The sequence below is a fragment of the Bartonella vinsonii subsp. arupensis OK-94-513 genome, from assembly GCF_000278235.1.
GTDB classification, from domain to species: Bacteria; Pseudomonadota; Alphaproteobacteria; order Rhizobiales; family Rhizobiaceae; genus Bartonella; species Bartonella arupensis.
On sequence record NZ_JH725037.1, the window covers coordinates 898,028 to 922,354 of the forward strand.

Annotated in this window: 20 protein-coding genes and 1 other RNA gene; 9 read left to right on the forward strand and 12 right to left on the reverse strand. The window is 38.1% G+C overall.

From position 1 onward, the window contains the following. Positions 1-266 precede the first annotated feature (266 nt). Genes ME1_RS03860 through ME1_RS03870 form a run of 3 tightly spaced genes read right to left on the reverse strand, consistent with a single transcriptional unit; the run spans position 267 to position 3,590 of the window. Entirely contained in the window at positions 267-2,093 is a 1,827-nt protein-coding gene (locus ME1_RS03860; protein WP_004863486.1) for an aminopeptidase P family protein, read from the reverse strand. Positions 2,094-2,110: 17 nt separating this feature from the next. Further along, positions 2,111-2,980, reverse strand: coding sequence for a 50S ribosomal protein L11 methyltransferase (locus ME1_RS03865; RefSeq protein ID WP_004863489.1), 870 nt, complete (start codon positions 2,978-2,980; stop codon positions 2,111-2,113). 28 nt (positions 2,981-3,008) lie between these two features. Beyond that, the gene (locus ME1_RS03870; protein ID WP_004863492.1) at positions 3,009-3,590 is read right to left on the reverse strand and encodes an SCO family protein; all 582 of its coding nucleotides are present in this window, start codon (positions 3,588-3,590) and stop codon (positions 3,009-3,011) included. Between the two features lie 139 nt (positions 3,591-3,729). On the opposite strand from ME1_RS03870, the gene ME1_RS03875 reads away from it, so the two are divergent. After that, the gene (locus tag ME1_RS03875; RefSeq protein WP_004863494.1) at positions 3,730-4,359 is read left to right on the forward strand and encodes a DapH/DapD/GlmU-related protein; all 630 of its coding nucleotides are present in this window, start codon (positions 3,730-3,732) and stop codon (positions 4,357-4,359) included. A gap of 59 nt (positions 4,360-4,418) precedes the next feature. Here ME1_RS03875 and ME1_RS03880 read toward each other — a convergent pair whose 3' ends face one another. From ME1_RS03880 to ssrA, 5 genes are all read right to left on the reverse strand, one after another. Beyond that, positions 4,419-6,755, reverse strand: a complete 2,337-nt coding sequence (locus tag ME1_RS03880) for an ATP-dependent helicase (RefSeq protein WP_004863497.1) — start codon at positions 6,753-6,755, stop codon at positions 4,419-4,421. Positions 6,756-6,864: 109 nt separating this feature from the next. Then, positions 6,865-7,116: a ribbon-helix-helix domain-containing protein gene (locus ME1_RS03885; RefSeq protein ID WP_004863501.1), complete on the reverse strand. Its 252-nt coding sequence runs from the start codon at positions 7,114-7,116 to the stop codon at positions 6,865-6,867. Between the two features lie 10 nt (positions 7,117-7,126). Next, positions 7,127-7,309, reverse strand: a complete 183-nt coding sequence (locus ME1_RS03890) for a DUF4169 family protein (RefSeq protein ID WP_004863503.1) — start codon at positions 7,307-7,309, stop codon at positions 7,127-7,129. Between the two features lie 12 nt (positions 7,310-7,321). After that, on the reverse strand, positions 7,322-7,867 hold the full coding sequence (locus ME1_RS03895; RefSeq protein ID WP_004863505.1) for an SspB family protein: 546 nt from the start codon (positions 7,865-7,867) through the stop codon (positions 7,322-7,324). Between the two features lie 172 nt (positions 7,868-8,039). Beyond that, positions 8,040-8,394: a transfer-messenger RNA gene (ssrA, locus tag ME1_RS07795) on the reverse strand. A gap of 96 nt (positions 8,395-8,490) precedes the next feature. On the opposite strand from ssrA, the gene ME1_RS03900 reads away from it, so the two are divergent. Then, complete coding sequence (locus ME1_RS03900) at positions 8,491-8,796, forward strand: DUF2853 family protein (RefSeq protein WP_004863511.1); 306 nt, start codon at positions 8,491-8,493, stop codon at positions 8,794-8,796. 81 nt (positions 8,797-8,877) lie between these two features. On the opposite strand, the gene ME1_RS03905 is transcribed toward ME1_RS03900, so the two are convergent. The 3 genes from ME1_RS03905 to ME1_RS03915 form a co-directional block, all read right to left on the reverse strand. Further along, positions 8,878-10,185, reverse strand: a complete 1,308-nt coding sequence (locus ME1_RS03905; protein WP_004863513.1) for an MFS family transporter — start codon at positions 10,183-10,185, stop codon at positions 8,878-8,880. Between the two features lie 503 nt (positions 10,186-10,688). Then, on the reverse strand, positions 10,689-11,999 hold the full coding sequence (locus ME1_RS03910; protein WP_004863516.1) for an MFS family transporter: 1,311 nt from the start codon (positions 11,997-11,999) through the stop codon (positions 10,689-10,691). 436 nt (positions 12,000-12,435) lie between these two features. Further along, positions 12,436-13,743 carry an MFS family transporter gene (locus tag ME1_RS03915; RefSeq protein WP_004863519.1) on the reverse strand — a complete coding sequence of 436 codons (1,308 nt, stop codon included), beginning with the start codon at positions 13,741-13,743 and terminating at the stop codon, positions 12,436-12,438. A 214-nt stretch (positions 13,744-13,957) separates the two neighbouring features. On the opposite strand from ME1_RS03915, the gene ME1_RS03920 reads away from it, so the two are divergent. From ME1_RS03920 to ME1_RS03950, 7 genes are all read left to right on the forward strand, one after another. Next, positions 13,958-14,752, forward strand: a complete 795-nt coding sequence (locus ME1_RS03920; RefSeq protein WP_004863522.1) for a thymidylate synthase — start codon at positions 13,958-13,960, stop codon at positions 14,750-14,752. Next, positions 14,749-15,258: a dihydrofolate reductase gene (locus tag ME1_RS03925; RefSeq protein WP_004863523.1), complete on the forward strand. Its 510-nt coding sequence runs from the start codon at positions 14,749-14,751 to the stop codon at positions 15,256-15,258. Before ME1_RS03920 ends, ME1_RS03925 begins: the two co-directional genes overlap by 4 nt. A 97-nt stretch (positions 15,259-15,355) precedes the next feature. Further along, entirely contained in the window at positions 15,356-16,501 is a 1,146-nt protein-coding gene (hflK, locus tag ME1_RS03930; protein ID WP_004863532.1) for an FtsH protease activity modulator HflK, read from the forward strand. Between the two features lie 2 nt (positions 16,502-16,503). Beyond that, a complete protein-coding gene (hflC, locus tag ME1_RS03935) occupies positions 16,504-17,439 on the forward strand; it encodes a protease modulator HflC (RefSeq protein ID WP_004863538.1) in 936 nt (311 codons plus the stop codon). 163 nt (positions 17,440-17,602) lie between these two features. Further along, a complete protein-coding gene (locus tag ME1_RS03940; protein WP_004863542.1) occupies positions 17,603-19,120 on the forward strand; it encodes a Do family serine endopeptidase in 1,518 nt (505 codons plus the stop codon). A gap of 634 nt (positions 19,121-19,754) precedes the next feature. After that, entirely contained in the window at positions 19,755-20,627 is an 873-nt protein-coding gene (miaA, locus tag ME1_RS03945) for a tRNA (adenosine(37)-N6)-dimethylallyltransferase MiaA (protein ID WP_004863543.1), read from the forward strand. 268 nt (positions 20,628-20,895) lie between these two features. Further along, positions 20,896-22,689: an acetolactate synthase 3 large subunit gene (locus ME1_RS03950; RefSeq protein WP_004863546.1), complete on the forward strand. Its 1,794-nt coding sequence runs from the start codon at positions 20,896-20,898 to the stop codon at positions 22,687-22,689. 525 nt (positions 22,690-23,214) lie between these two features. Here the strand turns inward: ME1_RS03950 and ME1_RS03955 are convergent. Further along, positions 23,215-24,141 carry a D-2-hydroxyacid dehydrogenase family protein gene (locus tag ME1_RS03955; protein ID WP_004863550.1) on the reverse strand — a complete coding sequence of 309 codons (927 nt, stop codon included), beginning with the start codon at positions 24,139-24,141 and terminating at the stop codon, positions 23,215-23,217. Between the last annotated feature and the right edge of the window lie 186 nt (positions 24,142-24,327).

Below are 24,327 nucleotides of genomic sequence, written 5' to 3' on the forward strand. Positions count from 1 at the left end.
ATTGTCCTTCAGGATGGTCATGTAATAAAAGTTTCTATAAAGAAAAGGGGATATGTAACTGCCTGTAGTTGATGGGATAGGGGGAAAAGGCATTCCCCCTTGCAAGTTTATCCCGTCCTATTCCGCGGAGGTTAGTGGTCCCAGCAAAAAAACTTGAAGTACCTTATAAAAATTTTATATTTCCTGGCAACATACAGGTTTTTCTTTTACGAAGAAAAGGTACAGTATTCTGTAAGAAGAGTGAGAAGATGTTTGTGCTTCTTCACTTAAAGAGGCATTGTTGCTTCTTTTGCCCATTTTTTATCTTCTTCGTTTAAATAAGGCGCATTAACTTGATAAACATGTGCATGATAATCATTAAGCCATTGCCGTTCTTGTAATGTCAAAAGCTCTGGGAGAATTAAGCGTCGATCAATGGGACAATTTGTAAGTGTTTCAAACGAGAGCATTTCTATATCTCCACCGTTAATTTTTTGTGCTGGTTTTACAATGAGTAAATTTTCAATACGAATACCAAAAGCACCTTCACGATAATATCCAGGTTCATTAGAAATAATCATTCCAGGGATTAATTCTTGGCACCCATTGCGTGAAAGATTTTGTGGTCCTTCATGGACAGAAAGATAAGATCCAACTCCATGACCAGTGCCATGGGCGTAATCAAAACCTGCTTTCCATAAGGCGATACGTGCGAGACTATCAAGATCTTGTCCGCGTGTTCCTTTTGGGAAATGTGCAGTTGAAAGTGCAATCATGCCCTTGAGGACAAGAGTGAAACAGCGCTTTTCTTCTTCTCCAATATTTCCAATTGCTATTGTGCGTGTGACATCTGTTGTGCCATCACGGTATTGACCACCTGAATCAATAAGATAAAGTTCACCAGCATTGAGTTTTTTATTTGTTTGGGTTGTTACACGATAATGGACAATAGCACCATTTGCACCTGCTGCTGAGATTGTATCGAAAGAAAGATCTTCAAGTTTTTCTCCCATTTCTTTCGCTGTTGTTATGCGAAATTCTTCTAATTTTTGAGCAGTAGAAATTTCACTCATTGTGCTTGGTATTTGTTTATCTAACCAAGAAAAAAAACGGGTAAGGGCTACACCATCGCGCAGGTGTGCTTTACGCGCACCATTTAATTCTGTGCTATTTTTAATAGCACGTGGTAGAGCCGCAGGATCAGTAAGTGTAAGGAAAGAACCCCTTTGTTCTTCAATAACAGTGCGTAATTTTTCGCATGTTAGCCGTGGATCTAAAGCAAAAACTGTTCCTTTTTGAACATAATCTTTGATCTTTGCAATAAGTTGTTCTGGTTCATATAATTTTGCATAACGCTCTAGATATTGTTTCTGTTCTATTCCCAATTTTTTGCTGTTAAGAAACAAAATAGGTGTTTCTTTTATGGGAATGAGAGCAAAGCAAAGGACAAAAGGTGTATTGGATACATCATTACCACGTATATTGAATGTCCATGCAATAGAGGAGGGATCTGTGAAGATAAAAGCATCTGCATTGGCTTGCTTGATATTTTGGTGAATTAAGGTCAGTTTTTCATTCGTATCGCATCCTGCATATTCGAGAGGATGAATTGATAGGGCAGATTGGGGTAATTGTGGTTGATCATGCCAGATAAGATCAACGAGATTTTGTTGAACTGCTACAAGTTTCCCACCTGCCTTCATTTCTAATGTTTTTTTAAATGTATCTATAGCGGAGATAGTATGGAGCCATGGATCAAAGCCAATAGAAAGGCTTTGCCCGTTTTTTTCAAGCCATTGTGAGGGAGAACAAGTTATGAGGTCTTCATATTCAAAAATGTGTGGGTCAGTTTGTTGACGAACTTGAAGTTTGTAGCGCCCATCTGTGAATATAATGGCTTTGTTTTTTAAAATGAGCGCAGTACCCGATGATCCAGTAAAGCCAGTGAGCCAGCTAAGACGCTGCGCATGTGGGGGGACATATTCTCCTTGATGTTCATCGCTACGCGGAACAAGAAAGCCATCTAGTCCAAAGCGATCGAGTTCTTTGCGAAGAGAGGAAATGCGTTCTGCAGCGTGGGCTGGATTTGTTGTTGCTTCAAAAGATTGATACATAACAACGTCCTTTTCATTTATTTCAGATGTATAGTAACCCATCCTTGACGGTGGTATGTTTCGATATGTTTTAAACCCTGCTTTATATAAACTTCCAACACATGGGGGTGTTGTTCTTCAAGAATTCCAGAAAGTATCAATGATCCACCTTTTTGGAGTGCTTGTACCATTTCTTGCGCAATTTCAATGAGCGGATTAGCAAGGATATTGGCAACGATAAGATCAAAGGGTGCCCGTGATGCAATTTTATTATGGGAAAAACCCGTTGCTGTAACAGCTGTAATATATTCCTTTACGCCATTGAGTTCGATATTGTGTTGTGCAACTTGAATAGCAATGGGATCAATATCGGATGCAAGTACGCAAACAGGTTTGAGCATTGCGATGCCGATGGCAAGGACACCGCTACCAGTACCAAGATCAAGAACATTTTTTGGATTTTCATGTTTCATCACTTTGGCAATCATTTCCAAACAACCCGCTGTTGTTCCATGATGTCCGGTACCAAAAGCTTGATTAGCTTCAATTTCAATCGGCAAAACATTGGCTGGAATATCATTTCGGTTATGGCTTCCGTGTACAAAAAAAGGACCAGCACGCACAGGTGTTAGTCCTTCAAGGCTTTGTTTAACCCAGTCAATATTAGGCAAAATTTCACGGTTAATTTTACCAGCATCTATAGAAAGGATGTTTGCAAATTGTTTGGAAACATTCTCTAAGCTTTCTTTATCCACATAAAGAGAGAGTTCATACACAGCATTTTTTTCATCTATCTCTGTAAGAGCAAGAGGATATCCTTCTTCTTCAAAGGCTCTTTCCATAAGTGCGTAGTACTGCTCTGCTTCATTTTTAGAAGCAGTATAATACAGACGAATTTGCTGTGACATTTTGTTCTTTCTTTTAATCGGCTTTTATTTAGTTTGAGACGAGTTTTTTCAGCTGTTCAATAGCGATATTGTCTTTTATTTCAGTATCGCTCTCTTTCGTGTCATAAGGAATAACACCAGCGAGCTTTCCGCCTTTTTTTAGTAAAAAAATTGCTGCTGTATGGTTATAAGTGTAATTTCCATCTGTTCCAGGTACTTTTTCAGCAACAATATTAAAGGAATCTACCATTTTATGAACTTTTTCAGGATCTCCACTGATACCAATGATTTTATTGTTAAAATTACTGAGGTAATTATGAAGCACTTCTGGTGTGTCACGTTCAGGATCAACTGTAACAAACCATATTCCTAATTTATCAGCCTTTGGTCCAAGAGCTGTCAACCATCGGTCAAGATTGATCAGTGTAGTAGGGCAGCTTTCAGGGCACATGGTGAAGCCAAAGAAGATAATTGAAGGCTGGCTTCGAATATCAACTTCGGTGATCGTTTTTCCATTGGAATCAGTGAGTATAAAATCATCCCCCAAGGGTTTATTTCTCAACGCATCATAAATGAAAATGCCTGCAAGAAATATGATTGTTAGCCCGAAAATGCGTATTATATTTTTCATAGTCTGACTCTCTTAAATTGGTCGAAAAATTGTAACATTGGCTGTTTGACTTTGCAATCTCTGTTTCATGGTTGATTTTGTTTTGCTTGTCGGTAATGTTTTTCATGTTATTTACGGACATACAATTGGTGAAAGATAAATGGATATTGAAAAAGATCTTCGATTCCATAAGAGCGAGCCTCGTATTCACACGACAGCACGGCTGCATGGTTGTAAATTGGGACGCTATGTGGAAATCAATGAGAGGGTCGTTTTGCGAGATGTAAAAGTTGGAGATTTTTCTTATTTTGAGCGTAACAGTGAAGCTATTTATAGCGATATTGGGCGTTTTTGTTCTATTGCATCTCATGTCTGTGTCAATGCACTAGAGCATCCCATAGAACGTCTTTCGACGCATAAAATAACGTATCGCCCTAATGAATATTTCCGCTATATGCCGTTAGAGAGTTCCTTTCGTGAAAGACGTTGTGCAAAACGTGTGATCATTGGGCATGATGTGTGGATTGGATATGGTGTGGTTATCATGCCTGGGGTAACAATTGGACACGGAGCTATCATTGGTGCTAACGCTGTTGTCACAAAAGATGTTTTACCTTATACGATTGTGACTGGCGTTCCTGCAAAGCCGTTGCGTATGCGCTTTTCTGATAATGTCATTCAGATACTTTTGGAAATGGCTTGGTGGGACTGGCCGCTTGATAAAATTTACAACGCATTGCCCGATATGCAAAAGCTTCCCATCGAAATTTTTATCGAAAAGTGGAAGTAAGGCTCAAAATAAAATCAAAAATGGTTCTTCTTTTGGAAAGATGATGTTATTATGTCTCGTTAAACCTTGCTTACAAAATTGTCGAGTACACGCTTTTCTCCAGCTTTTTCAAATATAATGGTTAATTTATGATCATCTATTGCTGTGATACGACCATAACCGAACTTTATATGAAAAATCCGATCATTGATTGAAAAATTTGAAGGTGTTTCAGCAACTGGTTGAAGGATGGCTTTTCCTTCAATGTTCTTTTGTACACGCTTCTGTTTTAAGGGAGCATAATTATTGTAAAAGGAATTATGATCTTTAAAAGAGGATTTGCCATAACCGCCATAAGATGTTCCCATTTCTATAAATTCTATGTGTTCTGCCGGTAACTCATCTAGAAAACGGGAGGGAAGCGCAGGTTGCCAAAGTCCATGAATTTTTCGATTAGATACAAACCATATATGCAAATGTTTTTTTGCTCTTGTTAGTCCTACATAGGCTAGTCGTCGTTCTTCTTCTAATCCTAAACGGCCACCTTCATCCAATGAGCGTTGGTGGGGAAAAAGACCTTCTTCCCAACCAGGAAGAAAAACGGTTTCAAATTCAAGCCCTTTTGCTGAATGAAGTGTCATGATGTTGACCGCATCAGTGTTTTCATTATTTTCAGCATCCATCACGAGTGCAACATGTTCTAAAAAGCTGTGAAGGCTTTCAAATTGTTCCATAGAGCGGATCATTTCTTTGAGATTTTCTAACCGTGTTGGTGCTTCTGGAGAGCGATCTTCTTGCCACATAGCTGTATAGCCTGAATCCTCGAGAATTATTTCGGCAAGTTCTCTATGCGGGGTGTCTTGCAGCATATTTTGCCAACGACGAAAGTTTTCAATAATGTTTCGTAAAGCACTGCGTGCTTTGGGCTTTAGCTCATCTGTTTCGATGATTGCTGTTGCGGCAGAAAAAAGAGGAATAGCACGCGCGCGCGCGCTTTCATAAAGGGTGCGTAGGGTTGCATCTCCTAAGCCGCGTTTAGGTGTATTGATAATGCGTTCAAAAGCTAGGTCATCTGCTGGTTGGACAACAACACGCAAATAAGCCATGGCATCACGTATTTCCATTCGTTCATAAAAGCGGGGACCTCCAATGACGCGGTAGTTAAGACCAAGTGTTACAAAGCGATCTTCAAATTCACGCATTTGGAATGATGCGCGCACTAATATAGCCATATGATTTAATGAATGACCGGCTTGTTGAGCGCGTTCAATTTCTTCTCCAATTGCACGTGCTTCCTCTCCTGAATCCCATGCAGCATGAATTCTTACTTTTTCTTCTTCAGTATTTATTTGATGAGAAAAAAGTGTTTTTCCCAGTCTGTCTTGATTATGTGAAATGAGATGAGAAGCAGTTTTGAGAATGTGTGATGTTGAGCGATAATTGCATTCTAAACGAATAATTTTTGCAGGAGGAAAATCTTTTTCAAACCGCAATATATTATCAACTTGAGCACCGCGCCACCCATAAATAGATTGGTCATCATCACCAACACAACAAAGGTTTACATGTTGACCTTTGGATTGTTGTGCTAAAAGGCGGAGCCAAAGATATTGCGCTGTATTTGTATCTTGATATTCATCTACAAGAATATAGCGAAATTTAGAGTGATATTCGCGAAGAATATCTGGGTTATGTTGAAAGATAGAGATTGAATGAAGGAGAAGGTCACCGAAATCACAGGCATTAAGACTTTTTAATCTCTCCTGATAGAGGCGGTAGAGTTTACGTCCCATGCCGTTTCCAAAGGAATGGGCATCACTTTCTGAAATACGTTCTGGTGAAAGTCCTTGATTTTTCCAAGAATCGATCATCATTGCAAAGCTTCGTGCGGGCCAACGTTTGTCGTCCAATCCTTCAGCTTGAATAAGCTGTTTTAAAAGTCTCACAACATCATCGCTATCAAGAATTGTAAAGTTACTTTTTAAATCAACAAGTTCTGCATGGCGACGCAAAATTTTTGCACCGGTGGAATGAAAAGTTCCAAGCCAAGGCATGCCTTCAACAATTTCACCAATAAATGTACCAATACGCATTTTCATTTCGCGTGCTGCTTTGTTGGTGAAAGTTACAGCAAGTATCTGCTTAGGAGAGGCAAGACCGGAGCGTAAAATATGAGAAATGCGGGTAGTTAAAACGCGTGTTTTTCCAGTACCAGCACCCGCAAGAACCAAAAGAGGTCCTTCTGTATTCATAACGGCTTGTCGTTGTTCTGGATTGAGGTATTCTAAATAATCGGCATCGCAATGCGTTTTTTCTTTTGCTCTTTCAGTGTGTGTAGTTATACCCAAATTTCTTTCATGAGGGAGGGGGGAGCCATCTTCTTCAAAGAATGGTATGTGATCGAGAAAATTATTCATTATATCTTTTGTGTAGTCTTTTTTTCATTTGAGCGCTAGGTCTAAAAAAAATCTTTAAAAAGCAGAAATATCTTTGGTTGAATTAAGGAAATAGAGATTGTAAAAAATGTCAAAAATGCTGAGCAAGAACGCTTTGAAGTGCATAAACGCGTAATGAAGCTGAAAGGTTTACTTGTTGCGGTCTTTTGCTATCAATATCGGTGATAATAAAGGCTAAAGATTGTCCTTTTTTTCGTGCTATGGCTTTAAGAATGTCTAGAAATGGTTGTTCTAAAGATACACTTGTTGCATGTCCATCAATTCGAACGGATATTTTTCGCGAGATCACTTTTGACCAATCTATAGGATTATCTTCATGCATCGTTTTACTCTTATTCGTCGCACCATAAACGATTTTGTTCAAGAAACTTCTGCGTTTTTAAAGATTCTTTTTGTTCGAAATTTTTTTCAGCTTTTGTTCGTCCAAAACGATAGCGATTCTCCTCTGCAAGAACAGCTTGTTTTGCACGTTTTTTTCGCTTTCGGAATTGACGAAGATTTATGAGTTCAGTCATGAGCAAGTTTATTTATTTTTTTCGAAAAGAATCTAAGGAGACAACATCAGCGCTTTGTTTGGTATCATTGTTTGAGGGATTCTTATTTGTGCTAGGATTTTGTTCTTTTACAAGTGTATTTTCTTTTTTTTGTTTTTCCGATAGAGTAATAGGTGTACTCAGAGTATTTTCCGAATTTTTATCTTCTCCAGAGGCAAGGTTTGAGGGCAGATCAAACGCTGCTTCAAATGATGCTATAGGGTCGTAAAATACTTGGATAGAAGTAAAAGGAATTACTAATTTTTCAGTGACTTCTCTAAAAGAGAGCGTTACTTCGAAAGCCGTTTCCGAAACACTTAAATCTCTAAACTGATGTTGTAATACGATTGTCATTTGTTCAGGATAACGATTTTTAAGCCGAGAAGAGATTTTAATACCTGGAGCAGTTGTCAGAAAAGTGATAAAAAAATGGTGATTTCCTGGAAGACCTGCTTTGGCAACTTCCGATAAAACTTTACGGATAACCCCACGAAGCGCATCCTGAACGAGAATATCGTAACGGATTTGATCTTGAACCATCGAAGTTTATTCCTTTTATTTCACATAGCAAATGAGCGTGCGTAATATTGTGCAATAGAATATCTTTTTAAGCTAGTAATATTTTGTCTACTATGCACTTAAATCAACTGAAAAATAATCAGAAATTTTATGATAAAGAGAATCTGAAAGACTAATCAATAACATTTATAAAAGTGAAGGCTTCTGTTGCCAGGTGCCTCCGAACCCCGCTTAAACCTGCGACGGTTTAAGACTTAAATTGAAACATTCGCACTGCATCAAGCAGCGAGACGTGCTTCCGCATAGTTGTCATTTGCAACTACTCATTTAGTCCGATAACGGTGGTACTATGCCGAGTAAAAGAGCAATCTTTACGCTCTTGTCGATCCTATTTCGCCCCCACCAAAATATAATTTTCTTTTTATATTTTGGTGGAGGCGCCGGGTACCGCCCCCGGGTCCAACGAGTTTATTTCATTGTCCATTTATTACCATAGCTGGAAAGCCAGCTTCTTAAATATAGATGAAGAACGCTCTTTAGAAAAGGGGGGGTTGTTAATATTTTAAATCCTCTAATTATTTATGAAGCTATATAATGCGGTTGTAAAATACAGCCGCCAATTCTTGGAGAGGAGCTGGCAAAGAATGACAAATGATCTAGCGGATATTAAATTATATGACAATAATCCTGATGAATCTGCGATAGAACGGCTTAGCCATCGTTTATCGTTGGTGATGAAAAAGCAGGACGCATCGCTTGTTGCTACATCGGATCCAAAAGAGTTAGAACGTGTTGAAAAATGGGTTCAAGATATATTAGGTGCTGATGAACAGAGTGCTAAAATGGCTGTTTCAAAAGTCGCAGAAATGATGTCTGGAGATCGCAGAAAAAGTCGTATGACTTTTTATTATTTGGTCGCCAAACAATTAAATGCACTTGATAAAATTTAAACAATTTAAAAATTCAATTTTTGCTCGATAATTGCAAAAAAGCCCAGTTTATTGGGCTTTTTTGTTTTTTATGTAAAAAGTTTAATGGGTTTCGTTGTCTTGGAGATATCCTCCTTTACTCATATTCGGTATAAAGAGGGTGGCAATGAATGCAATGACCATCACGCCGATTACGTAAAAATAGAAGAGTGATTCATGTCCGATATTTTTTAATCCAAGTGCTACGTATTCGGCAGAACCACCAAATAATGCATTACCAATAGCATGAGAGAGACCAACTCCTAGTGCTCGTACTGAAGAAGGAAACATAGCTGATTTTACGACACCAGAGATGGATGTATACATGCTCATAATACAAAGTATTCCAATAAGGGTTGATAGTGCAATCCATGTATTATGCGTATGACCGATTATGAGAAGTCCAGGAATTGTAAAGAGAGTAGAGAGTACACTCCAAAGAACAAGTAAATTTTTTGTGCCAATTTTATCAGCTAGGATACCAAATATGGGTTGGAGTAATATGAAAATAAACAGTGCGGCTGTCATCACAGTTGTAGCAGTATGTTTATCAAACCCAGTCGTTGTGATCAGATATTTCTGCATATAAGTCGTACAGGTATAAAATGTAAGAGATCCTCCAGAGGCGAAGATAACAATCACAAAGAAGGCTTTTGTGTGTTTGCTTAGAAGTTCTCTAAGACTCCCAGATTGTTTTTGAGAGCGGCTTGCTTCAGTGGTTGTTTCATGAAGCGAACGACGTAGATAAAGTGCGACTACTGCTGCTAATCCACCAATCGCAAAAGGAATACGCCAGCCCCATGTTCTTAATTGGTCTTCCGTTAGATAAAGTGCCAAAATAAATATAATAAAACTGGCTAAAAGTTGACCAGTAATAAGCGTGCCAGATTGGAAAGACGCAAAGAGACCACGGTGATTTTTAAGGGAAATTTCGCTTATATAAGTTGCAGCTGTACCATATTCTCCCCCTGCTGAAAGTCCTTGCATCATTCGGATTAGGAGCAGAAGAATTGCTGCAGTTTTCCCTAAAGTCTCATAAGTAGGAAGTATGGCAATGAGAAAAGATCCTCCACACATCATAAGAATAGATATGAGCATTGAGCGTTTGCGTCCATAGCGATCCGCAATAAAGCCAAAGAGCCAGCTCCCAATTGGGCGCATAAGAAAACCAATAAAGAAGATGCCTGCAGTTTTTAAAAATTGGGTAACAACATCGCCATCTGAAGGGAAAAATTGTGGTGCAAAGTAAATCGATGCAAATGAGTAAACGTAAAAATCATACCATTCTACGAGATTCCCTGATGCACTGGATATGATGGCAAAGATACGTTTTCTTGTATCATGTTGTATTAAAGTTGTTTCGCTTTTCATAAAATGTTCCCCTTTTAGATCTCTTTTATTTTTTTTATTTAAAACTGTTTACAATTTGCGTTATAAAAATTCAATTGTATCATAATCATTTCTTATAAAAGTTATTGAAGGTTTGTTTGGGTTATAAGTTTGTGCCTGTTGAGGAATTTGTTTTTATCGTGTCGTAAAAGCTTATCACACTGAATCTCAATAGATGTATGTTAAAAAATAAGTCCAACAAGATTAAATATTAGTAAAAAGAGTGCTTTAATATCTTTTTTTTAAGTTGCCGATAGAATATTTGCAGAATGTAGGAAAATTGTATAATTTTTTATTATTTAACCACTAAACAATACAGATTTTTAACATGTATTATTTAGTTTAAAAATAAGCGCAATATTTCTTCCTGTAAGATAGCTACAAGAAGTGAATTATTTCATGGTATTTTCTTTTTTATAGAATTTTTTATACATTCATTACAAAAAAGCTCAATTGCTTGAGCTTTTTTATTGTGTGTAGCGATTTTAATGGATCTCATTATCTTTATTAAGATATCCTCCTTTGTCTATATCTGGCATCAAGAGAATTGAGATGAGTGCAATGACCATCATACCAACTATGTAAAAAAAGAAGACAGTTTCATGCCCCATATTCTTTAATCCAAGTGCTACATATTCAACAGAACCGCCAAACAGCGCATTACCAATAGCAAAAGCAAGTCCAACTCCGATTGCTCGGATTGAGGCGGGGAACAGTTCTGCTTTTATGATACCAGCGATGGATGTATAAAAGCTCATAATACAGAGCATTCCGATAATAATGAGTAGCGCAACCCATGCATTATGGGCATTTCCTATCATTTTAAGCACAGGAATTGTGCAGATAATGGATAAGATGCTCCAACTGATGAGGGAAGCCCTTGTTCCAATTTTATCGGCTAGAAAACCAAAGAGGGGTTGGAGTAACACAAAAATGAAAAGAGCGGCAGTCATTATCGTTGTTGCAGTGTGTTTATCAAAACCTGCCGTTGTGATCAGATATTTTTGCATATAAGTGGTGTATGTATAAAATGTCAGTGATCCTCCTGCTGTAAAGCCAATAACCAGAAAAAAAGCTTTTCTATGGTGGGTAAGAAGTTCTTTAATACTGCCAGCGTGTTGTTTAGAGCGACTTTCTTGTGTGGTTGTTTCGTGGAGCAAGCTACGGAGATAAATCGCAATCATTGCTCCAAAGCCACCAATGGCAAAAGGAATACGCCAGCCCCATGCTTTTAACTGATCTTCTGTGAGGTAGAGTGCTAAAATGAATATAGTAAAACTGGCGAGAAGTTGACCTGAGATGGTTGTAGCATATTGGAAGGAAGCAAAGAGTCCACGACGATTTTTGAGGGCAACTTCACTCATATAAGTTGCTGTTGTACCATATTCACCACCAACTGAAAGTCCTTGAAACATACGGATTAAAAGCAAAAGGAATGCTGCTGTTATGCCCAAAGTTTCGTAGGTGGGGAGTATGGCGATGAGGAAAGAACCACCGCACATCATAAAAATAGATATAAGCATTGATCGTTTGCGTCCATAACGATCAGCAATGAAGCCAAAGAGCCATGCTCCAATAGGTCGCATAAGAAAGCCAATAAAAAAAATTCCTGCAGTTTTTAACAGTTGTGTAACGACATCATCATCTGTAGGAAAGAACTGTGAAGCAAAGTAAATCGATGTAAATGAGTACGCATAAAAATCATACCATTCTACGAGATTCCCTGATGCACTGGATATGATGGCAAAGATACGTTTTCTTGTATCATGTGGTGCTAAAGTTGTTTCGTTTTTCATGAATTGTTCCCCTTTTAGATCTCTTTTATTTTTTTCTATTTAAAATTGTTTATATTTTACGTTACAAAAATTCAATTGTATAAGGGCTATTTTTTATATTAGGGGAAAAGTCGACCGTGATATGTATATGCATATGAGGATGCATGTTTAACAATAGCCTTTTTAAAGGTCACGAAGGCATTAAGGGAGATTGGTTTTTACTAATAAAATAGTTTACCGGTTATATATCTATTTTTGGAAATAAGAGAACTTTGTGTTTGCTTAAATTATTATGCGCTTTTTTATTTTAAAGGTATTGAACTTAGTAACAGAAAAAGGTTACTTCTTTATAATCTTCAAGATATGAGTATAACATATTATATATGTTATATTTTCTATATAAAATTTTTACAAAAAAGCTCAATTTCTTGAGCTTTTTTGTGTAATATAAAACAGTTTAATGGATATCGTCGTTTTGAAGATATCCCCCTTTGCTCGTATCTGGCATCAAAAGAATAGCAATAAATGCGATAATCATCATGCCGGTTATATAGAAATAAAAGAGTGATTCATATCCAATATCTTTTAACCCAAGCGCCACTGATTCAGCGGAACCACCAAAGAGTGCGTTAGCAACTGCGTAAGAGAGACCAACCCCAATTGCTCGTACTGAAGAAGGGAACATAGCAGCTTTTATGATACCAGAGATCGATGTATAAAAGCTTATAATGCAGAGCATTCCAATAATGACCGATAGGGCGACCCATGTATTATCAGTGTTACCAATTACTTTAAGTCCAGGAATTGTAAAGATAATAGATAGAGCGCTCCAAATAATGAGTGAAGTTTTTGTTCCAATTTTATCTGCTAGAGCGCCAAAGGCAGGTTGGAGCAACATAAAAACAAAGAGTGCAGCAGTCATTATAGTGGTAGCGGTGTGTTTATCAAATCCGGTAGTCGTGATAAGATATTTTTGCATATAGGTTGTGTATGTGTAGAATGTAAGCGATCCTCCAGCCGTAAAACCAACAACCAGAAAAAAAGCTTTTCGGTGTTTGCTTAGAAGTTCCTTAATGCTGCCAGCTTTTTCTTGAGAGCGGCTTTCCTTGGTCGTGGTTTCATGAAGAGAGCGTCGTAGATAAATTGCAACAATTGCAGCGAGGCCTCCAATAGCAAAAGGGATACGCCAGCCCCATGCTTTCAATTGATCTTCTGTGAGATAAAGTGCCAAAATAAATATCACAAGGCTCGCAAGAAGCTGACCGCCGATGAGTGTGGTGTATTGAAAAGAACCAAAGAAGCCTCGGTGATTTTTAAGGGCAACTTCACTCATATAAGTTGCTGTTGTACCGTATTCTCCACCAACAGAAAGTCCTTGAAGCATTCGGAGTAACAAAAGGAGAATTGCTGCCGTTATCCCAATAGTTTCATAAGTGGGCAATATGGCAATAAGGAAGGAACCACCACACATCATGAAAACAGAAATAAGCATTGATTGTTTACGTCCATAACGATCAGCAATATATCCGAAAAGCCATCCGCCGACTGGGCGCATGAGAAATCCAACAAAGAAGACACCAGCAGCTTTTAAGAGTTGGGCAACAACATCACCATCGGAAGGAAAAAATTGTGATGCAAAATAAATGGACGTAAATGAGTAAACATAAAAATCATACCACTCTACTAAATTACCTGATGCGCTGGACACAATAGATAGAATACGGTTTCTTGTATCATGTGGTGCTAGAGTTGCTTCATTCTCCATAAGTCTATCCCTTTTTATTTACATTCACGTATTATTTCCCCCTGTATTTATTCCTCTATGGGTTGTCTACAGTATTTTATCTTTTGCGTCAAAAATTTAATCGGAAATAATAATTTCTTGTGCAAAATGTTTTAAGAAAGCGATTTAAATTGTATTTTTATAGGTTTTACAGTTTTAATTTTCTCTATTCAGTAGAATCGGCCATAATACTTGCATGAAAACTTACCTTGAGCTTTTATCTCATGTTTTAAATCAGGGCATTGATCGTGCAGATCGAACCGGTGTTGGGACGCGATCAGTTTTTGGCTATCAGATGCGGTTTGATTTACAGGGCGGATTCCCATTGTTGACAACGAAGAAACTGCATTTGCGTTCAATCATTTATGAGCTTTTGTGGTTTCTTAGAGGTGATACAAATATTGCTTGGTTGAAGGAGAACGGTATATCAATTTGGGATGAATGGGCTGATAAAGAAGGAAATCTTGGTCCTATTTATGGTTATCAATGGCGTTCTTGGCCTGCTCCTGATGGACGACATATTGATCAAATCAGTAATCTTTTGAGTATGATTAAGGAAACACCAGATTCTCGTCGCTTAATTGTCTCTGCGTGGAATCCTGCATTGATAGAGGAAATGGCTCTTCCTCCTTGTCATTGTCTTTTTCAATTTTACGTTGCTGATGGTAAATTATCCTGCCAACTTTATCAGCGTTCAGCGGATATTTTCTTAGGCGTTCCATTCAATATTGCTTCTTATGCCCTGTTAACAATGATGATCGCACAAGTATGCGGTCTTAAAGTAGGTGATTTTATTCATACTCTTGGTGATGCGCACCTTTATTCTAATCATTTTGAACAGGCTCGATGTCAATTGTCTCGTATACCAAATGCTTTGCCGTCTATACATATAAATCCAGCGGTAACAGATCTTTTTTCTTTTAAATTTGAGGATTTTGAATTGCTTAATTATAAAGCACACTCACATATCAAGGCACCGGTAGCAATATGACTTTTCCAATTTGTTTAATTGCAGCTGTTGCAGAAAATGGTGTTATCGGCCGTGAAGGTGCGATGCCTTGGCACTTGTCAACAGATTTACAACGCTTTAAGGCTTTAACTCTTGGTAAGCCCGTTATTATGGGGCGAAAAACTTGGGATTCTCTTGGGAAGCCTTTGCCAGGGCGCGTGAATATTGTCATTACGCGCAATGATGCCTTTACCGCTGAAGGGGCTATTGTTGCCCACTCTTTATCTCAGGCTTGTTCTGTTGCAAAAAGAGAAGCTTCTCAAAATGGTGCAGATGCGATTTTTATTATTGGTGGTGGTGAAATTTTTCAACAAGGTTTTAGTATTGCTGATAAAATCTTCCTCACAGAAGTCTTAGCTTCCATTAAAGGTGATAGTTTTTTTCCTGTTTTTGACAAAGAAAAGTGGACTATTGTGCAAACACAATATATTCCAAGAGGAGATAAAGACAGTCATCCAACACGTTTTGTGGTTTATGAACGGAAATAATCCGTTTGTATTGAAGTGGAATCAGATAAGAGCCATCTTATGAGATTTAAGTGAATGGTTGGTATTTGATGAATGGTATTCAGTAAAAGAGGTAAAAATGCCCTGGACAAATCAAAATGGTGGTGGCCCTTGGAGTGGTGATCACAATAAACCTAGTGGTGACAAAAAAACGCCAACGAAGAACTTCTTTGGTTCTGGTAGTAATAATGGTGGTGACAAAGGTCCCCATCTTGATGATATTTTGCGTAAAGGGCAGGAGCAACTTAAACAATTTGGTGGAGGTGGTCTTTGGGGAATCTTGTTTTTGCTCGCCGTATTTTTTTGGCTTTATCAGTCTCTTTATATCGTTCAACAAAATGAACAAGCAGTGGAGTTACGTTTTGGGGTACCTAAGGGGGAAACTATCAGTGATGGCTTGCATTTTCACTTTTGGCCAATTGAGACTTATATGAAAGTGCCTTTAACGGAAAAAACAATTGCGATTGGTGGCCAGTCTGGACAAACACAACAAAGTGACGGCTTGATGCTTTCCAGTGACCAGAATATTGTGAACGTTAATTTTTCTGTTTACTATCGGATTTCACATCCTAGTCAGTTTTTATTTAATGTGAATGATCAAGAAGGGACAGTACGTCAGGTTGCTGAGAGTGCAATGCGTGAAGTCATTGGTTCAAGGCCCGTTGATGACGTTTTACGTGATAAGAAAGAAGAAGTTGCTGATGATGTCAGAAAAATTATCCAGTTGACTGTGGATAAATATCAGCTCGGTGTTGAAATAAATCGTGTATCGATTAGCGAAGCTGCTCCTCCTACGAAAGTGGCCGCTGCGTTTAATTCCGTTCAACAGGCGGAGCAGGAACGTGGGCGAATGATTGAAGAAGGAAATCGTGTGCGTTTTAATAAGATTGGTTTAGCGAATGGTGAAGCTTCACGTACACGGGAAATCGCAAAAGGTGAAAAGGCACAAATGGTTGAAGAAGCAAGAGGACGTGCTGAGCGTTTTCAGGCTATAGCGCATGAGGCTAAAATTTCACCAGAGGCTACACGTTATCGTCTTTATATGGAGACGATGGGGCGTATTCTTTCTTCACCAAACAAGTTGGTTCTTGATCAAACCAATTCTCCGGTGGTGCCTTATTTACCTCTGAATGAATTGCTAGGCAGCAATTCATCAGAAAGAGCGAAAAAAACATCAGCACGTTCTACATCGCTATTGAATTCTCGCATTTCTGGAGGACGCTAATTATGCAGCAGTCTCGTTTTTTGTTTATTTTTAGTGCTATAGTGCTTCTTTTGATGGCTTTATGGATGTCTCTTTTTGTTGTCTATCCGCGTCAACAAGTAGCAATTAAGCGTTTTGGGCAAATTGTTAAGGTAGAATCTGACCCTGGAATCTATTTGAAAGTGCCCTTTTTGGATAAGATGATTGTGGTTGATAATAGGTTGTTACGTTACGATGTTCCTACACAATCTGTACAGGTGAGGGGTGGTGCTTATTATGAAGTGGATGCGTTTTTTATTTATCGTATTACCGATCCTAAGTTGTTTTTACAGCGTATTGCTTCGGGGCGTCCACAAGTTGCTGCGCGTGAAAATCTGGCACCGCGTTTTATTGATGCTTTGCGGGCTGTTTATGGTAAGCGGGAATTTAGAGCAGCTTTATCAGATGAACGAGGTGCAATGATGGCTGAAGTGCAGCGGCAGTTCTCTGTAGATGCAGGTTCGTTGGGTATTAAAATTGTTGATGTGCGTATTCGCAAAACTGATTTAACAGATGCTGTTTCAGAAGATGTTTACCGGCAAATGGCGGCTGAACGTGAGGCTGTAGCGGAAAATATTCGTGCTCGTGGTCAGCAGGAGAAAGCTCGTATTGTGGCGGAAGCTAATCGTGAATATGAAGAAATTGTAGCGGCTGCAAGACGTGATGCTGAAATTACTCGTGGTGAAGGTCAGGCTGAAAGTATTCGCCTTTTATTGAACGCGAGGAAGGTTAATCCGTCCTTCTACGATTTTTGGTTAGCAATGGAACAGTATAAAAATTTGGAGCCTATTCCGATGGTGATTTCACCAAATGAAGATTTCTTTTTCTATTTTCGCAATCCGCAGCAGGAAAAGAGAAAACTTCCATCAACAATGAATATTGGATCCAGTAAAACTGATTCAAAACTTGGGGAAGAGTAGATGTAAAAATGGACTGTGGACACAATTTTTGCATAGGCTTTTGCATGGAAAGTGTGCTCTGTGGTTGCTTTCTTTTATGATGAAGATGGTAAAGTATTAAGCCATACTCATTTTGCATAGATAAATTTAGTCAGTTTTTTGCGCATTTTGTTAAAGGCATGTTATGATTAGAAATGTCGTAGGTGGGATTACATCTTTGAAGTTCTTTGTCACAAAAGTTGTTGTCTGTGTGGTTTTGTTTTTATCAGGATCCATCAGTTTATCTTGGGGAGAAGAGACAAAAAGTACACTGCCTTCAGTTCCTGATTTGGCTGCTGAGCTTTTAGAGACAGTTGTGAATATTTCCACAGCACAGACCGTTGATGGCACAGAACAAGACGAGAATACTTCTGTGCCCGTTATACCAAAAGATTCATTGTTACAAGAGTATTTTAGTGACTTTTTTACACCTAAAGATGGTCAAAAAGGAAGTCAATTTCAAAAGGTACGTTCTTTGGGATCTGGTTTTGTGATTGATGCGCAAAGGGGGCTTATCGTTACAAATTACCACGTTATTGTTGATGCTGATGATATTGAAGTGAATTTTACTGATGGTACAAAATTGAAAGCAAAGTTGCTTGGAAAGGATAGCAAGACTGATTTGGCGCTGCTTCAAGTTGATGCAGGAAGCAAAAAATTAAAAGCTGTACGTTTTGGTGATTCAGAGAAAGCGCGCATTGGGGATTGGGTTATGGCAATCGGCAATCCCTATGGTTTTGGTGGAAGTGTAACAGTTGGTATTATTTCTGCACGCAATCGTGATCTTAATGCGGGTCCTTATGATAATTTTATTCAGACAGATGCGGCGATTAATCGAGGCAATTCTGGAGGTCCATTATTTGATAGAAATGGTGAGGTGATTGGAATTAATACAGCAATTATTTCGCCTTCCGGTGGGTCTATTGGTATTGGTTTTGCTATACCATCAGATATGGCACTTTCTGTTATCAATCAGTTGCGTGATTTTGGAGAAATAAGGCGTGGCTGGTTGGCTATCCGTATTCAACCGATAACAGAAGATATTGCGAAAAGTTTGAAATTAGAAAACGCTGTGGGGGCGTTGGTTGCTGGCAAAATAGAAGATTCCGATGTAGATAATAGCCAGCTTCAAACTGGAGATATCATTCTTTATTTTGGGAATGCAAAAATTAAGCATGCGCGTGATTTGCCGCGTTTGGTGGCAGAGAGTCCGGAAGGAAAAGTGGTGGATGTTACTGTTTTGCGGAACGGACAGAAAAAAACGGTGAAAGTTAAACTTGGTCGTTTGATTGAGACAGATACAAATGAAAATACAGAAGAAGAGTCTGATGATGAAAAGGACAATGCCGTATCGAAAAGTGTGACAATGCACTTTATGGGAATGACATTATCTGAGCTTACAGAAGATTTGCGTCATCGTTATTCAATTACGGATAAACTTCGGGGGGTGGTGGTGACATCTGTTGCAGAAAATAGCACGGCGGATAAAAAGCGTATTCGCATTGGTGAAGTCATCGTTGATATCAATCAAAGTTCTATCACAACGATTGATGAGGTAAAAAAACGTCTTCATAAATTACGTGAGGCAGGGCGTAAAAATGCTCTGTTCATCGTTGCACGTCCAGATGGAGAGTTGCGGGTCGTAACAATTCCAATGGATTAATGTTTGGGGGCTAATGTTTGCGAGATTGATGTTTTAAAGGCTGTGTCTCAGTTGTTTGTATTTTTGTTATTGCCATTAAAGGTATGATAGATGCGACTTCTTCAATTTTCAAAAGAGCAATGATCCAGAAATATAAAGAGTAGAAGAAGTCATTTATGGGTATAGCTATGCTTTGCTTGGTAGTTGATAGAAAAGAAAGGCAACAGCTGTAAATGAGAGCTTGAAGAAAATAATTTACGAGGTGCTTATGTAAATCAAAGCATTACCGATTTTTATAAAAGATAAAGCTGTTTTCTTGGATGTGTTAAGCTTAAGTGTTATTTATATATAGGGTTGCAAAAATTATCTTGATTTATGAGAGCTCCTTAGAAGAATTTTTGTGGCTGTGTTTTGTTATTGAATAATGATAACAGGAAGAAATCCTTTGAGATTTTTTTGTATTGTTATTGGGTTCATTATTTTCAATAAAGCAGAACTATCATAGATATTTTCATTGTATTCGTTATAAAAGTTCTGCTTGTATTTTTGTTTGAAGAGTTCACTCTATGACAATGAAGATGAAATACAGGTTTTGCGCAGTTAATTATGCGTGTAGCAGTAAGTGGTTGATTTATGGATGTAGAGATTTCCATTTATGAAACAGAGAACGATTACATTGATAGCGGGGCCAACTGCAAGTGGAAAATCAGCGCTTGCCTTGCAGATGGCTCAAGAAAGAAATGCTCTCATTATCAATACTGACTCAATGCAGGTTTATGATGTTTTAAATATTTTAACGGCACGTCCGACAGAAGCTGATACTGCGATTGTTCCACACTATCTCTATGGTTATGTAAGTCCTACTGTCAATTATTCAGTAGGGCATTGGTTGCGCGATGTTGAGAAGTTATTGACGATATTTTCATTCCAATCACTTATTTTTGTTGGTGGAACAGGGCTTTATTTTCGTGCTCTTTTAGAGGGAATTGCAAAAATTCCTCATGTTCCAGATGTTGTACGTCAGAAATGGCGACTTCGGCTTGATCAGGAAGGCGCTGAAAGCCTTTATCACCAGTTGTTGCAGGTTGATGCTGTTCTTGCTGAGAAAATTTCTTCACAAGATGGACAGCGTATCGTACGGGCTTTAGAAGTTTATGATGCAACTGGTAAAAAACTCAGTTGGTGGCAGGAGCAAAAAACAACACCTCTCATTGCTTCAAATTGTGTAGAAAAAATTCTTCTTATTCCACCTCGTCAATTGCTTTATGAACGTATTCATAAAAGATTAGATTCTATGATTGAAAGAGGAGCTTTAGAAGAGGTGCTTACTGTGAAAAAGCTTATGCTTTCTCCTTTGTTACCCGTGATGAAGGCTATTGGAATATCTGAATTTGTAGCGTATTTGGACGGATATAGAAATTTTGAGAGTGCCCTTGAAACGGTGAAAACACAAACGAGGCGGTATGCAAAAAGGCAAATGACATGGTTTCGTAATCAATTTGATGACGAATGGAAGCTTGTTTCTTGATAAAAGAGCCAAGAAGTTTGAAGAACAATGTAAGAAAGAATTATGAATTGATTTTTTGGGGAAGTATAATTTTTTATTGACGAATGATATTAATGGAATTAAAAATCTATCTATAGGAAATATTTTTCTTATTATATTTGTGCATTGAAAGAAGGAGGGGGGATCATACAATATATGTTTTTGTGTGTCATGGGCTCCCTTGGAGCCTTTTTTTATGCGCTCCTCTAGGAGCTTTTTTATTGTGCTATCAAGTAGGCGAGTGGGAAAAATGGCAAATCATCCAAGAATGCAAGAGAGTGCGGACGGAAAAAGAATGTCGGGCGCTGAAATGGTGGTTCAAGCTCTTATTGATCAAGGGGTTGAACATCTCTTTGGTTATCCTGGTGGGGCTGTTCTTCCTATTTTTGATGTTATTTATCAACAAGATGTCGTTCGACATATTTTGGTGCGTCATGAACAAGCAGCGGGACATGCTGCTGAGGGCTATGCACGGAGTACAGGGAAAGTAGGCGTTATGCTTGTGACTTCTGGTCCAGGTGCAACGAATGCTGTAACGCCTTTGCAAGATGCATTAATGGATTCTATTCCACTTGTATGTTTTTCTGGTCAGGTACCAACAACTGTGATTGGAACAAATGGTTTCCAAGAGGCTGATACGGTTGGTATTACAAAGCCTTGTACTAAATATAATTGTTTGGTTGAAGATGTAAATGATCTTGCGAAAATCATTCATGAGGCTTTCACTATTGCTCAATCAGGACGTCCAGGGCCAGTTTTGATTGATATTCCTAAGGATATTCAATTTGCTTCAGGTATTTATAGAGCGCCTCAAATTTCGGCATCTATACCTTCTTATTCGAAGACGAAAGAGGAGGCTATCGAATGTGCTGTTTCTCTTTTAGCAACAGCAAAACGTCCTGTTATTTATTCTGGTGGTGGTGTTATCTCATCGGGACCAAAAGCTGTACAGTTTTTGCGTGAGTTGGTTCAATTAGGAGATTTTCCGATTACTTCAACACTCATGGGGCTTGGTGCTTATCCTGCTTCTGGTAAAAATTGGCTTGGAATGCTTGGAATGCATGGAACCTATGAAGCTAATATGGCCATGCATGATTGTGATGTTATGCTTGCTGTTGGTGCACGCTTTGATGATCGTATCACTGGGCGGCTTGACGCTTTTGCACCTCATGCGCGCATTATCCATATTGATATTGATCCTTCTTCTATTAATAAGATCGTAAAAGTAGAAGTTCCACTTGTTGGTGATGTAGCGCATGTTTTAGGAGATATTAATCGACGCTTACATATGCAACATCCAATCTTTAAAAGCGAAAATCGTGAGATGTGGTGGGCGCAAATTGATTGTTGGAAAGCACGTAATTCTTTAGCATATGCCGAGAGAAAAGATGTTATTATGCCACAATATGCTCTTGAACGGCTTCATGCGCTTACCAAAGATGCGTGTGCTTATATCACAACGGATGTTGGACAGCATCAAATGTGGGCTGCGCAGTATTATCGTTTTGATAAGCCAAAACATTGGATGACTTCTGGTGGTCTTGGAACTATGGGGTATGGTCTTCCTGCTGCTATCGGTGTTCAAATTGCAAATCCTGATGCGCTTGTTTTATGTATTTCTGGTGACGCTTCAATTCAGATGAATATTCAAGAACTTGCAACAGCAATACAGCATAATACGCCAGTGAAAATTTTTATTTTAAATAATCAGTATATGGGTATGGTCCGGCAGTGGCAGCAGTTGTTGCATGGCAATCGGCTTTCTCACTCTTATACCGAAGCGATGCCTGATTTTGTGAAATTAGCGGAATCTTATGGTGCTGTTGGTATTCGTTGTTCAAAACCTGATGAACTTGATGATAAAATTCAACAAATGATTGATTGTGACAAACCAGTTCTCTTTGATTGTCGTGTTCATAATTTAGAAAATTGTTTTCCCATGATTCCATCAGGCTGTGCACATAATGATATGCTGTTGCCTGATGAGGCGAATGATGAAGTCATTGCAAATGCTATTTCTGATGATGGACAGATTCTTGTATAAGGTGAATATATTAACCAAATAGTGAAGGATAGTGATGATGAAGTCTTTGGAGTCTTCATCTCTCTCTTCTTTGTGGAGAGTTCCTATTATCCTTAGAGCTCATTTTATGATTTTCATTCTTTGTTTAAAGACAGGGGTGCATTATTATTTTTTCATCTAAAAAATGTTATAAGTCGTATGCCCAATTATGTTTGAATTGATTTATATGCGATGTTTGTTTTTTAAATTCATATGTTCACATTAATAGCTATCTCGTTGTATTTTTTAGATAATACATTGAATTATCTGTTATAAATTAATTATGTTGTCTCATATATGAAAGATTCCATCGTGCAAGAAAAAACACTGTGCTTGAAGGATGCAACCATGCAAACCGTCATGCCATGAAAACAATAGAAAAGTTTGTCACTATATTTTAGTTTTACATTATGAAATTACTCAAAATCACTCTTTCAAGAGCTTTATAGGAGAACTCCCCTAGTGGCTTGAAAGGAAGGGCAAAAATAACAGAGATCAAATGCAGTATTAAGCGCTCTTCATAAAAGACGCTATATTTTGGCAAGCTTTTTCAATATAATTCTCAAAGCTTTCTCCAGTCACATAGCCCAAATGCGGTGTGCAAAGAACTCTATCTGATTGCAATAATTTGCTCTCATATACTGGCTCGCTGTCATAAACATCCAGTGCAAAGTAAGTTGAATTTTCCAAACTTAGTATTTTTTCTATCGCTCCTTTTTCAACCAAAGCTGAACGCGCTGTGTTGACAAAAATAGCATGAGGTTTCATGCGCAATAGATCATCTAATTGAATGATTTCTCTGGTTTTATCGCTTAAACGTAAATGTACGGATATAATGTCAGGACGTGTAAAAAATTCATCTTTTGAATGCGTAAAATGATAACCTAGATTTTTTGCTTCTTGCGTTGAATGCTCGCTCCCATAAACCAAAATGGACATGCCAAAAGCTTGAGCATATTGAGCAACCATTTTACCAATACGTCCAAACCCGAATATTCCAAGAGTAGCCCCTTTCATTTGGTTGCCAAATGTTGTTTGCCATCGTCCTTTTTTCATATCAGACACAGATTTACAGAGTTTTCTACGCGCAGACATCATTAAGAGCCACGCAAATTCAGCAGCAGAAGTTGGATCTCCACCACCGTCTAATATTTCAATTCCTAAGTCTCTACAAGCTTCTATATCAATATGTGAACCTATAGGGCCTGTTTGACAGATCAATTTTAAATTTGGCAGTTTCAGGAGAAGATTTCTATCAACTATAGTCCGCTCTCTGATTAAGATAAGAATATCTATCTCTTTGAGCTTATCTTCTAAATCACATTCTTTAGCTAAATTATTTATAACCAGCACTTCATGCGATTTCATTAATTTTGTAATAGACTGTAATGTTAGGGTGGCTTTTTGATAGTCATCTGGAATTAATATTTTCAATTTAAACCTCCCGTTTCATTCATCAATATTTGAGATCATCATTTCATTTCTAAAACAACCAAAAAGCAATCTCACCGCTGATATTTTGATATAACGTCAAGCCTATTAACAAATTATCCCCCTTGATTTCATTGTTATTTCTAGCAATAAGAATAGCATTAATCAGTTAGTTTTTATAAACTTTAA